The organism is Aeromonas sp. FDAARGOS 1418 (assembly GCF_019048585.1).
GTDB lineage: Bacteria > Pseudomonadota > Gammaproteobacteria > Enterobacterales > Aeromonadaceae > Aeromonas > Aeromonas caviae.
Map to the genome: position 1 here is coordinate 994756 of NZ_CP077387.1, position 13576 is coordinate 1008331.

A 13576-nucleotide genomic window follows, 5' to 3' on the forward strand; every position below is an offset into this window, starting at 1 on the left:
GTCCATCGACGAGCGCCGCGTCAGTCTGTGAGGGGGCAACCTTGAAACTACAGCAGTTGAAGTATCTGATCGCGGTGCGGGACCACAATCTCAACGTCTCCGTTGCCTCCGATGCGCTCTATACCAGCCAGCCTGGGGTGAGCAAGCAGATCGGCTTGCTGGAGAGCGAGCTGGGGGTGCGCATCTTCGAGCGCCGCGGCAAGCACCTGCACCGGATCACCCCGGTGGGGGAGGAGATCATCAAGTGTGCCGAGGCCATGCTCAATATCGAGAGCAAGATCAAGGCCATCTCCCGGGAGTACCTGGATCCGACCGTGGGCACCCTCAACATCCACACCACCCACACCATCGCCCGCTACCTGCTGCCGAAAAGCGTCACCTACTTCACCAAAAAGTACCCCAAGATCTCGTTCCACCTGCATCCTGTGATGTCCGCCACCAAGGAGCAGATCAGCAAGGGATACTCGGATTTTTCCATCGTGGCCCACGAGATAGGCTTCGACAAGGAGCTGATCGCGCTGCCCGCCTACCTCTGGACCCTCTCCCTGGTGGTGCCCCAGGAGCACCCCCTGGCCAAGGTGAAGAAGCCGACCCTGGAGCAGCTCTGCCAGTATCCCATCCTGAGCTACGAGAGCGGCGCCACCGGGCGTCAGGTGCAGGACAAGGTGTTCCAGGCGGCCGGCCTCACCCCCAACTACTACATGACGGTGATGGATGCCGGCGTCATCAAGCGCTACGTGGAACTGGGCTTTGGCATCGGCATCATCTCCTCCCTGGTAGCCAACGATAGCGATGCCCCCGGCCTCGTGGCCATCAATCTGGAGCACCTGTTCGAGCCCTGCCCGGCCCAGATCTGCTTCAGCAAGAGCATCCTCTTGCAGAACTACATGTATGACTTCATCAGCTCCTTCTCCCCCCATCTCACCAAGGAGATGATCCAGAACGTGATGCAGCAGCCGACCCAGGCGCGCATCGACGAGCTGCTGTCAGGGGTGGAGCTGCCCGTCTACTGATCCCGCTTCCGTTTCTGTGCCGGCACCCCGGGGGGCCGGCCTCCTCCCGCCGAGGTTTCCATGTCCCGCATCCTGCTGCTCGCCAATCTCAACTGTGATCATGTGCTCTCCCTGGCCGAACCCCTGGTGGCGGGGGCGCGGCTGCAATACGTGGATCAGGGGCGCAGGCTCGGCGGCGGCGCCGCCAATACCGGCATCGGACTGGTGTGGGCGGGGCACGAGGTGATCATCGCCTCCCGGGTCGGGCTGGACGACACAGGTGACTGGCTGCTGGAGCAGGCGGCCTCATACGGCCTGGATTGCAGCCATGTGGAACGCTTTGGCGGCGAGACCGGCGAGCTGCTGGTGCTGGTGGACGCCACCGGTGAGCGCACCATTCTCAGGCGCCCACGTCGTCCGGATCTGCCGGGGGATCTGCCGACCGAAGGGGTGGACTGCCTCTATGTGAACTATCCGGGCACCGCCATCGTGGGCTACATGCGCCAGATGCTCGCCAAGAGTTTCGTGGTGGCCCAGTATCCCAAGGGGGGGCAGGCCAGCCGCCCTTGCCACGTGCTGGTGGCCTCCCGCTCCGATCTCGGCGAGGTGAGCGACCCCTGGCAGCATGCCCGCCAGCTCGCGGGGGATCAGCTCGAATGGCTGGTGCTGACCGAGGGCAAGGCGGGAGCCGTGGCCATTCACGGGGAGGAGCAGGTCAGGGTGGCGGCGCGACCGGTCTCCGTGGTGGATACCACGGGGGCGGGGGATGCCTTCGCGGGCGGCCTCATCCACGGTCTTGCGCGGGGCATGGCCATGGCCGATGCCCTGCAGTGCGCCGTGGACTGGGGCGCCTTCGCGGTGGCCTCCGAGAGCTCCATCCCCTCCCAGGCGCTGCGCAACTGGCTGAAACAGCCCCACTGAACTCGCCGGACATCGGCTCCGGCGATGGCAGAGGAGGTGGGGATTTGTCGACGGAAACCGCCAAAACCCCTCGCCGAGGCGGCAAGTTTGCGATCAATCAAAGAAAGTGTCGATTTATGTACATCTTCGTCGACACCCGCCCGGGCTGCTCTTACCCTTGTGACTTCACGACTCGGTCGAAGAAGCCCATCCCGTGCACACGCATGTGCAGACCCCCTCTTTGGCCACCGGCTGTCGTCCTGATTTCTGGCTTGTAGTAAGAGGCAAGTGCGACCATGCAACTGACACGATTTACCGACTACGCCCTGCGTACCCTGACCTTCCTGGCCATCCAGCCCGGTGATCGCCTGTCGACCATCACGGAAGTGGCCGACACCTTCGCCATCTCCCGCAATCACGTGGTCAAGATAGTGCATCAGCTCGGCATCAAGGGATACATCGAGACGGTGCGTGGCAAGCATGGGGGCATCCGCCTCGGCCGTGCCGCCGTCTCCATCAACCTGCGCGATGTGGTGATGGACATGGAGCACGTGCTCTGCCCGGTGGACTGCAAGCGCGAAAACTGCCGTCTCTCCGGGGGCTGCCGCATCCAGGGCATTCTACGCCGCGCCATGCACGCCTTCCTGGAGGTGCTGGGGGAGTACACTTTGGCGGATGCGGTGCGAGATCCCACTCGTCTGTGCCACCTTCTCGGTATAGAGCAGGATAATATTCTGACCATGGCATGATGCCACGGTGAATGACAGAGGGGCCTACGGGCCCCTCTGTCATTGCTGGCGGTCAGAGCTGGGGCACAAGGGTGATGGCTCCGTGCAGGCAGGCGAGGCCGCAAGCGCCGCAGCCATCGCAGGCGGCCATGTTGACGGTCACTCCCTCGCTGCCGACCTTGATCGCCTGCTGGGGGCAGGCATCTTCGCACAGCAGGCAGTAGTAGCCCTGACGTGCCTGGCAGCTCGCCTCTATCCTGACCCGGGTCTGCACCTGACGGCCGAGGCAGAGATCCAGTGCGCCCGTGGGGCAGGCTCTGGCGCAGCTGCCGCAATAGCTGCACTGGCCACAGGCGAGATCCAGCACTGGGGTACCGGCGATGGGGCTGCCGTCATATTCGGGGCGATCGGCGGGCTTGATGAGGCCGTTGGGACACGCCTTGAAGCAGTCGCCACAACGGGTGCAGAGGGTGAGGAACTGGGACTCGTCGATGGCCCAGGGCGGGCGTGCCTCATGGCAGACCACCTCGGGTCTGCGGGGGCTCCCCCATGCGTGTGCCAGCCAGCGACAGAAAAAATGCGTCATGCCCACCCCTATACCTATTAGGGGTTAATTTTATCCAGTTTTGGGCCGGCAAGCCAGAGAATAGCGGCGGGCAGGATCGCAAGCCGGGTTGCCCTTGTGTAAGCTAGGCGGGTCTTTTTGCGGGATTGAATGAACTCATGTGGCTATTTCTGTGGCGTGCTTCTCTGCTCTATGTCTTCCCCCTGCTGATGTGGGCCTACTGCCATCTCAAGGGTATCGAGTTCAGTGAACTGGATACCGGGGTCAACAGCCACAAGTGGGTGGTGCTGGCGGCCTATCTGCTCTATGTGCTGATCTGGTTGCTGCTCAACCGCTATCTCGAACTCTTCCTGCGCCAGCGGGGGCGCCGATGACCCCGCTGCTGACCTGGTGGCCTGCCATGCTGGCTGGCGGGCTGGCGCTGCTGTTCGGCTGGTGGTGGGGGCGGCGCAGCGGCCGTGAAGAGGCGCTGCTGCTGGAGGAGCGTTATCAGGGGTTGCAGGATCGCTGGGACGCGCTGCAGGACGAGAAGATGCTGGCTCAGCAGAAACTGGATCAGCAGCAGACCCTGCTGCTCAAGCTCACCGCCCGTCTCAAGGAAGCCGAGGCGACCCTGCGCAGCGAGCGCATCGCCAGCGCCGAGAAGTTGCAGTTGCAGCAAGAGGCTGAGCAGCGCCTCAGCCAGCAGTTCGAGAACCTCGCCAATCGTATTTTTGAACAAAATGCCGGCAACTTCCGCGAACTGAATCAGAACAGCATGGATCTCCTGCTGACTCCACTCAAGGAGCAGCTCGAGGGCTTTCGCCGCCAGGTGGGAGAGACCCACGCCCAGGAGACGGCCCAGCGCCACAACCTCAAGTTCGAGCTGGAGCGCCTTGCCGAGCTCAACGCCCGCATGACCGAAGAGGCGGCGGCGCTGACCCGGGCCCTCAAGGGCGACAGCAAGCAGCAGGGCAACTGGGGGGAGGTGGTGCTGGCGCGGATCCTCTCCGAGTGCGGCCTGCGCGAAGGCCACGAGTACCACACCCAGGTCAACATCGAGGTGGACAAGGGCAAGCGCTACCAGCCCGACGTCATTGTCCACCTGCCCCAGGACAAAGACATCATCATCGACGCCAAGGTGTCGCTGACCGCCTATGAGCGCTGGTACAACGCCGCTGATGAGCTGGAGAAGGCGGTGGCGCTCAAGGAACACGTCGCCTCGGTGCGCAACCATATCCGCGAGCTGGGCCGCAAGGATTACCAGCAGTTGCCCGGGGTGCGCACCCTGGACTATGTGCTGATGTTCGTGGCGGTGGAGCCTGCCTTCCTCGCTGCCCTGGAAGCGGACCCTTCCCTGGTGCGCTACGGGCTGGAACACAACATCCTGCTGGTGAGCCCCACCAACCTGATGGTGGCGCTGCGTACCATAGAGAACCTGTGGCGCTACGAGCGGCAGAACCAGAACTCGCGCCAGATAGCGGAGCGGGCCGGCCGCCTCTACGAGAAGCTGCGGCTGTTCGTGGAGGAGATGCAGCAGATGGGGGGCAGCCTGCACAAGGCGCAGGAGAGCTACGACAAGGCGATGGGCCGGCTGGTCAACGGTCGTGGCAACCTGATCGCCCAGGCCGAGCGCTTTCGCGAGCTGGGGGTCGAGGTGACCAAGCCCTTGCCGGACGCGCTGGTGGACAGGGCGCTGGAGCGGGAGGAGTCGGCGGACTGAGGGGAATCGTCATTCGCCGGGACAACGAAAAGGGCAGCCATTGGCTGCCCTTTTCGTTTCATGCAACAGCCTGGACGGCTGCTTATTGCTTCCAGAAGGAGGGGAAGAAGAGCACCGCCACCGTCAGGATCTCGAGGCGTCCCAGCAGCATGCCAAACGACAGTATCCACTTGGCCGCATCCGGCAGGCTGGCGAAGTTGGTGCTGGGACCGATGACAGGCCCCATGCCCGGGCCCACGTTGGCCACGGCGGTGATGGAGCCCGAGATGGCGGTCAGGGGGTCCAGCCCGATGGCGGCGAGCAGGGCGGCGATGAGCAGGATGATGGCGAAGTAGACCAGCACGAAGGAGATCAGGGAGCGGATGATGGCGTCGTTGACCGGACGGCCGTTGTACTTCTGGGGAAACACGGCGGAGGGGTGCATCAGCTGGCGCATCTGTTTCTTGAACAGGGCGAAGGCCACCTGGACCCGGAAGATCTTGAGCCCGCCCGAGGTGGAGCCGGAGCAGGCGCCGAGTGCCAGCAGGATGATGAAGATAATGGTGGTGAGCGGGCCCCAGGTGCCGAAGTCGCCGAGTCCGAAACCCGTGGTGGTGAGCACGGAGACGATATTGAAGCTGCTGATGCGCAAGGCATCCATGAAGCCGTAGATGTCTCTCACCCAGAGATAGAAGGTGACGACCAGTGTCACCCAGACGATCAGCCAGAAGAAGCCCTGCACCTGGGCATCCTTGAACAGGCTGTTGTCACGGCGGGAGAGAGCCTGCACATAGAGCAGGAAGGGCAGGCCACCGAGGAACATGAAGAGGGTGCCTATCCAGTGCGCCGCGTGGGAGAAGTGGGACATGGATTGGTCCGAGGTGGAGTAGCCGCCGGTGCTGAGGGTCGTCATGGCGTGGTTGACCGCTTCGAACAGGTTCATGCCACTTACCCAGTAGGCGAGGAAGCAGAGCATGGAGAGCACCAGGTAGACCAGCACTATGTTGTTGGCCACCGTTTTGGCGCGGGGGGCGCTCTTGTCGGACCAATCGGAGCTCTCGGTCTGGAACAGCTTCATGCCACCGACGTTGAGGTAGGGCAGCACCGCCACCGCCATCACGATGAAGCCGACCCCGCCCAGCCACTGCAGGATGGATCGCCACAGCAGGATGCTGTGGGCCATGCCGTCCAGCCCCGACAGCACGGTGGATCCCGTGGTGGTGACCCCCGACATGGTCTCGAAGTAGGCGTCGGCAAAGTCGATATGGGTGATGAAGACGAAGGGCAGGGCCCCGAAGACGCAGGCGACCACCCAGACCGAGGTGGTGAGCAGGAACATCTCCCGCACGCCGAGGTGAAACTCTGCCTTGCGACCGTAATGGAGGCAGAGCAGGGCGGCACCATGGGTGATCAAGACCGACTTGAGAAATTCGACGAAACCTTCCGAACCGGTCAGCAGGGCCAGCAGGGTGGGCAGCCACATGAAGAGCGCCAGCTTGGAGAGTACCAGCCCGAGCGTGAAGACGATGGGATGCAGCTTGATCATGCAAGATAACCTGGTCGTTGATTGAAAAAAGACCCGGACCTTTCCTGAGAAAAGGGGCCGGGTCCGGATACCGTTGCCAGAGACATGGCCGGCTTACAGGAAGAAGGGACTGGGCTGGAACAGACGCTCCACTTCCGGGATGTACTTCTTGTCCACCAGGAACATCACCACGTGGTCATCCTGCTGTATCTGGGTACGATCGTGGGCGATCAGCACCTCATCACCGCGCACCACTGCGCCTATGGTGGTGCCCGGGGGCAGCTTCAGCTCGCCCACCGTCTTGCCCACCACCTTGGAGGTGTTCTCGTCCCCGTGGGCGATCGCCTCGATGGCTTCGGCCGCCCCGCGGCGCAGGCTGTAGACGTTGGCGATGTCGGCGCGGCGCACATGGGTCAGCAGGGCCGAGATGGTGGCCTGCTGGGGGGAGATGGCGATGTCGATGGAGCCGCCCTGTACCAGGTCCACGTAGGCGCCGCGCTGGATCAGCACCATGGTCTTCTTGGCCCCCATCTTCTTGGCGAGCAGGGCCGACATGATGTTGGCCTCATCCTCGTTGGTCACCGCGATGAAGACGTCGATCTGGTCGATGTGCTCCTCCGCCAGCAGCTCCTGATCCGCCGCATCGCCGCAGAAGACGATGGTGTGTTCCAGATGCTCGGAGAGCTGCTCCGCCCGCTTCTGGTTGCGCTCGATGAGCTTGACGCTGTAGCGCTTCTCTAGCTGGCGGGCGAGGCCGGCGCCTATGTTGCCGCCGCCGACGATCATGATGCGCCGGTAGGGGCTCTCGAGGCGTTGCAGCTCCGACATCACGGCACGGATATGGCCCGCCGCAGCTACGAAGAACACCTCGTCATCGGCTTCGATGATGGTGGTGCCCTGGGGGCGGATGGAGCGCCCCTGGCGGAAGATGGCGGCGACCCGGGTTTCGATGTTGGGCATGTGTTCCCGCAGGGTGGAGAGCGCATTGCCCACCAGGGGGCCGCCGTAATAGGCCTTGACCGCCACCAGGCCCACCTTGCCGTCGGCAAAATCCACCACCTGCAACGCCCCCGGATACTCGATCAGGCGACGCACATAGTCGGTCACCAACTGCTCGGGGGCGATCAGGTGATCCACGGGGACGGATTCGGGCAGGAACAGGCGATCCCGCTCCACCAAATAGGCGGGGGAGCGAATGCGCGCCACCTTGTTCGGGGTGTTGAACAGGGAGTAGGCGACCTGGCAGGCGACCATGTTGGTCTCGTCGCTGTTGGTGACGGCGACCAGCATGTCGGCATCCTGGGCGCCGGCTTCGCGCAGCACCCTGGGATGGGCGCCGTGGCCGTTCACCACCCGCAGGTCGAATTTGTCCTGCAGTTCGCGCAGGCGCTCGCTGTCGGTGTCGACGATGGTGATGTCGTTGTTCTCGCCGGCGAGATTCTCGGCCAGGGTGCCACCCACCTGACCCGCGCCCAGAATGATGATTTTCATAAGGCCATCTTACTCAAGGTTGTTGCTTCGTAATGAGGCGGCCCGTCACCGGGCCTGCCATCCGCCGGTTCGGCCTACAGCTTGATGAGCTTGGCATAGTAGAAGCCGTCCATCTCCGCCTCGCCGGGCAGGAACTGGCGACCCGGACAGGCCGGGGTGTCTTCTGCATGCAACGGCACCAGGCGGGCATCCGGGGTATCGGCCAGGAAGGCGCGGATCTGCTCCCGGTTCTCTTCCGGCAACACGGAACAGGTGGCGTAGAGCAGGGTGCCGCCCTGCTTCAGCTTGCCCCAGAGGGCGTCGAGAATGCGGCGTTGCAGCTCGGCCAGTTCGCGGATGTCCTGATCCCGGCGCAACCACTTGATGTCGGGGTGACGGCGGATGACGCCGGTGGCGGAGCAGGGGGCATCCAGCAGGATGCGGTCGAACTGCCCCTGTGGCCACCACAGATCCGGCGTGCTGGCATCACCGTGGATCACTTGGGCCTGAAGGCCGATACGATCCAGGTTCTCCTGCACCCGCTTGAGGCGGTTGTCATCAGCGTCGACGGCAACCACGCCGGCAAGGGCCGGCTGGCGTTCCAGCAGGTGGGCGGTCTTGCCACCGGGGGCGGCGCAGGCGTCCAGCACCCACTCGCCCGGCTGGGGATCGAGCAGGGCGGCGGCCTGCTGGGCTGCTCCGTCCTGCACCGAGCAGTCACCCTGCTCGAAGCCGGGCAGCTTGGTCACGTCGCAGGGGCGCTCCAGCAGGATGCAATCTTCCCCTTCCACACCGGCCATGGCCGGGATGCCCGCCTCGCTCATGCGGGCCAGCATGGCCTCACGGCTCTGGCGCTGGCTGTTGTTGCGGATCCACATGGGCGGGCGCTGGTTGTTCGCCTCCATGATGAACTCCCAGTCATCGGGATAGGCCTGACGCAGGCGCTTGGTGAGCCATTCGGGGTGGCCGAGGCGGACGCTGGGGACGCGGTCGATGCGCAGCAGGATCACTTCGGCGCTGCGCTGGAAGTTGCGCAGTACGCCGTTGATGAGGCCGCGCAGGGAAGAACCCTTGAGCAGCTTGACGGCGTTGACGGTCTCGGCCACGGCGGCGTGAGCCGGAATGCGGGTATAGATGAGCTGGTAGAGGCCGACCAGGATGAGGTAGTGGAAGATGCGGCTCTTGTTCTTGAGCGGCTTGTCCATCATCTCGCTGACCGCCGCATCGAGACGGGGCAGCCAGCGCAGGGTGCCGTAGCAGAGTTCTTGCAGGAGGGCGCGATCGCGAGGGGCGACCTTCTCCTGGGCAGCAGGCAGAACGGCGGAGAGAGATTGACCCTGATCCAGCACCTGTTGAATGACGAGAGCAGCCTGTGCGCGTGTTTTCATAGCGTTACCTTAGATGCACAAGTCGGGGCCAGGGCCCCGCTTGTGTCAATTCAATCCAGATCAAATCAGTTGCGTGCCAGGTTCAAACCAGTCGCGGCGAGAGTTGAGCAGATCCGAAACGGACATGGCCTTCTTGCCGGGAGGTTGCAGGGTCAGCAGGCGCAGCACGCCCTGACCGGTGGCAACCTCGATCCCCTGCTTGTCGGCCTTGAGCAGGGTGCCGGCTGCCTGGCCGTGATCCTGTGCGACGACCTCGGCCTGCCACACCTTGACGGTCTGTCCGGCGACGTCGAACCAGCTGATGGGCCAGGGGTTGAAGGCACGGATGCAGCGCTCGATGGCAACGGCGTCCATCGACCAGTCGATGCGGGCCTCTTCCTTGGAGAGCTTCTCGGCGTAGTTGGCCAGCGCATCGTCCTGGGGCTCGGCGGCGGTGTCGCCGGCAGCCATGGCGTCCAGGGTATCGACCAGTGCCTGCGGGCCCAGACCGGCCAGCTTGTCATAGAGGCTGGCAGAGGTCTCATCACTGGCGATGGGGCAGGTTACCTTGCGGATCATGGCGCCGGTGTCCAGCCCCACGTCCATCTGCATGATGGTGACGCCGGTTTCGGCATCCCCTGCCCAGATGGAGCGTTGAATCGGGGCGGCACCGCGCCAGCGCGGCAGCAGGGAGCCGTGCACGTTGATGCAACCCAGACGCGGCGTATCGAGCACCGCCTTGGGGAGGATGAGGCCATAAGCCACGACGACCATCAGATCGGCACCCAGAGCAGCCAGTTCGGCCTGCGCCGCTTCATTGCGCAGGGAGGCAGGTTGATAGACCGGCAGATCGTGGGCCAGCGCCAGCTCCTTGACCGGGCTGGCGGTGAGCTTCTGGCCGCGACCGGCGGGCTTGTCCGGCTGGGTATAAACGGCGACGACCTCGTGGCCGGAAGACAACAACGCCGCCAGATGACGGGCGGCGAAGTCGGGGGTACCGGCAAAAATCAGTTTCAGCTTGTTCAATGGAGCGGATCCTCAGAGGACTTTGCGATCTTCACGGGCCATCTTTTCCAGCTTCTGACGAATGCGCTGGCGCTTGAGCGGGGACAAGTAATCCACAAACAGCTTGCCGACCAGATGATCCATCTCATGTTGTATGCAGATGGCGAGCAGATCGTCCGCTTCCAGCTCGAAGGTGTTGCCGTGACGATCTTGCGCCCTGACCTTGACCCACTCGGCGCGCGGAACCAGAGCACGGTTGCCGGGCACGGAGAGGCAGCCCTCTTCGATGCCGGTGCTGCCGGACTGCTCCAGGATCTCCGGGTTGATCAACACCAGCTGTTCTTCGCGGTTCTCGGAGACATCGATGACGATGATGCGCTGATGAATGTCGACCTGGGTCGCGGCCAGGCCGATGCCTTCCTCCGCGTACATGGTTTCGAACATATCATCTACAATGTGTTGTAACTCGGGTGTAAAGGCTTCGACAGGGGCCGCGACTGTGCGCAGACGCTCATCGGGGAAACGCAATACATCTAGAATGGCCATAATTTTTTCTTTAGTTTCATATAAACGCAGTCAATATTGACGTAATTCTAGTCATTTACGCCGACAAAAAACAGCAACACTTTGCGTGCAGAAGTAACAGGGAGTGTTATGTATCTGAAGCAAATCGTCGTCGCCTGCCTGGCGACAGCCCTGGCCGGTGGCGCCATGGCACAGCAGTTGACGCTCAAATCCGGTTACCCCGAGACTTATGTGGTGCAAAAAGGGGACACCCTCTGGGACATCTCGGGCCAGTATCTGGCCGAACCCTGGCTCTGGCCACGCCTCTGGAACATCAATCCGCAGATCGCCAATCCCCACTGGATCTATCCCGGTGACGTGCTGCACCTGAGCTGGGTCAATGGTGAGCCTCGGCTCGGCAAAGCCAGTCAGGGGGGCAAGCAGGTCATCCGTCTCTCGCCCAAGAACCGCTATGAAAACAAGGCCAATCCCATACCGACCCTTCCTCTGAGTGAGATAGCGCCCTTCCTGCAGACCGACCACATTCTGGCCAACAGCCAGCAGAGCAAGGACCTGCCCTATGTGCTCGGCAACAATGACAAGCATGTCGGGATGCTGGAGGGCGACATTCTCTATGTGAAAGGAGCCCTGAACCCGGGCCAGAGTTATGGCCTCTATCGCCCGGGGGTGGCATACAAGGACAAGCATACCGGCGAGTCGCTAGGTCAGGAGGCAATTTTTGTCGGCACGGTGCGGGCAGAGGAGTACCTTGCCCACGACACCACCAAAGTGACGCTGACCCATAACCGGCGTGAGGTGTATCAGGGCGACAAGGTGATGCCGCTGCCGTCGCAGGAGAGCATCTCTGCCGTGTTCATGCCAAAGGCGGCACCCTCCATTTCCCCCGGCTATGTGATCGAGCTGCCGAGTAAGGTACATGGTGGGGGCAAATTTGATGTGGTACTCATCAACAAGGGGGAGCGTGATCAGGTGGCCCCGGGCGATGTGCTCGAGATCCTGCGCCCGGGAGCCGAGATGGTAGACAAGAATGGCAAGGTGTCATATCGGGAATATTCATCCGTCTATGACAAGGCGTTCTATTCTGCCGGCAAGTCATCGCTGCCTGCCGAGGCCGTTGCCAGAGTCATGTTGTTCAAGGTCTACGACAAATTGAGTTACGGTCTTATCCTGCAGAGCCAGGATCTGGTCGGATCTGGTTATCAGGTCAGTAATTTCTGACGTGCCCTTGCCACTGGAGCGGTTGTCGCTATGGCTGACGCTGGATGCCGTTACAGGCATAGGCCCGGTCACCGCCGCTCGCCTGTTGGCTCATGTGGGTGGTGACATCACAACTCTGTTTGACTCAGACGATGGCGCCCTGCGAGCTCTTGGCCTGCAGAGTGTCCAGATTCAGCAGATGAGATGGCCTCTTCCTGTCGTGGAGCAGGGATTGAGCTGGGCCGCCGAGCCCGGCAATCACCTCCTCTGTCCCGATGACCCCGCATATCCTGCCCTGCTCAAAGAGATCCCCGGCGCCCCGCTCTTGCTCTACTGCCGCGGGAACGTCTCATCCCTCTCCCTTCCACAGTTGGCGATGGTGGGTACCCGCCACCCCACCTATGCCGGCAAAGACAATGCGACACGTTTGTGTGCCGAGTTGGTGGGCTGTGGTCTGGCGATCACCTCCGGCCTCGCGTTGGGCATCGATGGCGTTTGCCATCAGCAGGCGCTGGCATCGGGCGGAATCACCCTGGCGGTGCTCGGGTCCGGTCTGGATTGTCTCTACCCCAAGCGTCATCAGGGGTTGGCGATGCAAATCCTCGAGCAGGAAGGCCTGCTTGTTTCCGAGTTGGCGCCCCAGCAAGGCCCCCTGGCTGAACACTTCCCTCGCCGCAACCGTATCATCAGTGGCCTGTCGCTGGGGACACTGGTGGTGGAAGCGGCAGAACAGAGTGGTTCGCTCATCACGGCCCGTTATGCGCTGGAGCAGGGCCGCGAGGTCTTTGCCGTTCCCGGCGCCCCGCAAAATGCACAGGCAGCAGGGTGCAACCGTCTGCTTCAACAGGGTGCCAAGCTGGTCTTGAATGCCGCCGATATCCTGGAAGAGTTTCCAAGGCTGGTCTTGCCCCCTGGACCCGCCAACGGTTCTTCCGAGGCGCAGCATAATAGCGAATTGCCTTATGCCGATTTGTTGGATAACGTAGATTATGAGACCACGAGCGTGGATACCGTTGCCGAACGGGCCCGGCTTCCTGTCGATGTCGTACTGGGCAGGTTGGTAGAGCTGGAGCTGGTTGGTGCAGTGATGGCGGTAGCCGGTGGATACGTCAGAGCGAGGAGGGCGAATCATGTTTGATGTATTGATGTACCTTTTCGAGACCTACATCCACAGCGATGCAGATGTGATGGTCGAGCAGGATGAACTCACCGACGAACTGAGCCGGGCCGGTTTCGACAAGGACGAGATCGAGAAAGCGCTCAACTGGCTGGAGCGACTGGCCAACCTGCACGACAGCGAGCGGGAAGTCTATGTCACCGCAAGCCAGCAGGGCTCTATGCGGATCTATGCGCCGCAGGAGCTTGTTCGCCTCAGTACTGAATGTCGCGGTTTCCTGCTGTTCCTGGAGCAGGCGCAAGTTCTGAATGCCGAAACCCGTGAAATCTGCATTGAACGGTTGCTCGAGCTGGACAAGCCGGACATCGAGCTGGACGATCTGAAGTGGGTCGTCATGATGGTGCTGTTCAATGTGCCAGGCAGCGAAAACGCCTACCAGCAGATGGAAGAGCTGGTGTTTGACGAGTCGGACGGCGTCATCCACTGACAGCCCGGTGCCGCGCT

At 62.5% G+C, this 13576-nt stretch carries 14 protein-coding genes; 8 read left to right on the top strand and 6 right to left on the bottom strand.

Annotated features, from left to right (window positions below; translation table 11 throughout):
* Positions 1-41: 41 nt before the first annotated feature.
* The 3 genes from I6L48_RS04745 (at position 42) to I6L48_RS04755 (ending at position 2641) form a co-directional block, all read left to right on the top strand.
* Complete coding sequence (locus I6L48_RS04745; RefSeq protein ID WP_029313477.1) at positions 42-1013, top strand: LysR substrate-binding domain-containing protein; 972 nt, start codon at positions 42-44, stop codon at positions 1011-1013.
* A 60-nt stretch (positions 1014-1073) separates the two neighbouring features.
* Positions 1074-1913 (top strand): PfkB family carbohydrate kinase, encoded by an 840-nt coding sequence (locus I6L48_RS04750; protein ID WP_113069422.1) that lies wholly within the window; start codon positions 1074-1076, stop codon positions 1911-1913.
* 275 nt (positions 1914-2188) lie between these two features.
* Positions 2189-2641 (top strand): Rrf2 family transcriptional regulator, encoded by a 453-nt coding sequence (locus I6L48_RS04755; protein ID WP_010672499.1) that lies wholly within the window; start codon positions 2189-2191, stop codon positions 2639-2641.
* A gap of 52 nt (positions 2642-2693) precedes the next feature.
* On the opposite strand, the gene I6L48_RS04760 is transcribed toward I6L48_RS04755, so the two are convergent.
* Positions 2694-3206, bottom strand: coding sequence for a ferredoxin-type protein NapF (locus I6L48_RS04760; protein ID WP_010672500.1), 513 nt, complete (start codon positions 3204-3206; stop codon positions 2694-2696).
* Positions 3207-3343: 137 nt separating this feature from the next.
* Between I6L48_RS04760 and I6L48_RS04765 the strand changes: the two genes are divergently transcribed.
* Together I6L48_RS04765 and rmuC are read left to right on the top strand one after the other, a co-directional pair.
* Positions 3344-3559 carry a hypothetical protein gene (locus I6L48_RS04765; RefSeq protein WP_010672501.1) on the top strand — a complete coding sequence of 72 codons (216 nt, stop codon included), beginning with the start codon at positions 3344-3346 and terminating at the stop codon, positions 3557-3559.
* Positions 3556-4887 carry a DNA recombination protein RmuC gene (rmuC, locus tag I6L48_RS04770; protein ID WP_113069423.1) on the top strand — a complete coding sequence of 444 codons (1332 nt, stop codon included), beginning with the start codon at positions 3556-3558 and terminating at the stop codon, positions 4885-4887. Before I6L48_RS04765 ends, rmuC begins: the two co-directional genes overlap by 4 nt.
* An 82-nt stretch (positions 4888-4969) precedes the next feature.
* On the opposite strand, the gene I6L48_RS04775 is transcribed toward rmuC, so the two are convergent.
* From I6L48_RS04775 to def, 5 genes are all read right to left on the bottom strand, one after another.
* Entirely contained in the window at positions 4970-6412 is a 1443-nt protein-coding gene (locus tag I6L48_RS04775; RefSeq protein WP_010672503.1) for a TrkH family potassium uptake protein, read from the bottom strand.
* Positions 6413-6505: 93 nt separating this feature from the next.
* The gene (gene trkA, locus I6L48_RS04780) at positions 6506-7882 is read right to left on the bottom strand and encodes a Trk system potassium transporter TrkA (protein WP_010672504.1); all 1377 of its coding nucleotides are present in this window, start codon (positions 7880-7882) and stop codon (positions 6506-6508) included.
* A 74-nt stretch (positions 7883-7956) separates the two neighbouring features.
* Positions 7957-9249: a 16S rRNA (cytosine(967)-C(5))-methyltransferase RsmB gene (rsmB, locus tag I6L48_RS04785; RefSeq protein ID WP_010672505.1), complete on the bottom strand. Its 1293-nt coding sequence runs from the start codon at positions 9247-9249 to the stop codon at positions 7957-7959.
* A gap of 60 nt (positions 9250-9309) precedes the next feature.
* Positions 9310-10254 (bottom strand): methionyl-tRNA formyltransferase, encoded by a 945-nt coding sequence (gene fmt, locus I6L48_RS04790; RefSeq protein ID WP_042015233.1) that lies wholly within the window; start codon positions 10252-10254, stop codon positions 9310-9312.
* A 12-nt stretch (positions 10255-10266) separates the two neighbouring features.
* On the bottom strand, positions 10267-10779 hold the full coding sequence (gene def, locus I6L48_RS04795; RefSeq protein ID WP_010672507.1) for a peptide deformylase: 513 nt from the start codon (positions 10777-10779) through the stop codon (positions 10267-10269).
* Between the two features lie 108 nt (positions 10780-10887).
* Between def and I6L48_RS04800 the strand changes: the two genes are divergently transcribed.
* Genes I6L48_RS04800 through I6L48_RS04810 form a run of 3 tightly spaced genes read left to right on the top strand, consistent with a single transcriptional unit; the run spans position 10888 to position 13559 of the window.
* Positions 10888-11976, top strand: a complete 1089-nt coding sequence (locus I6L48_RS04800; protein ID WP_041214093.1) for a LysM peptidoglycan-binding domain-containing protein — start codon at positions 10888-10890, stop codon at positions 11974-11976.
* Position 11977: 1 nt separating this feature from the next.
* Positions 11978-13093 carry a DNA-processing protein DprA gene (gene dprA / locus I6L48_RS04805; RefSeq protein WP_113069425.1) on the top strand — a complete coding sequence of 372 codons (1116 nt, stop codon included), beginning with the start codon at positions 11978-11980 and terminating at the stop codon, positions 13091-13093.
* Positions 13086-13559 (top strand): DUF494 family protein, encoded by a 474-nt coding sequence (locus tag I6L48_RS04810; protein WP_010672510.1) that lies wholly within the window; start codon positions 13086-13088, stop codon positions 13557-13559. Before dprA ends, I6L48_RS04810 begins: the two co-directional genes overlap by 8 nt.
* The last annotated feature ends 17 nt before the right edge of the window (positions 13560-13576 follow it).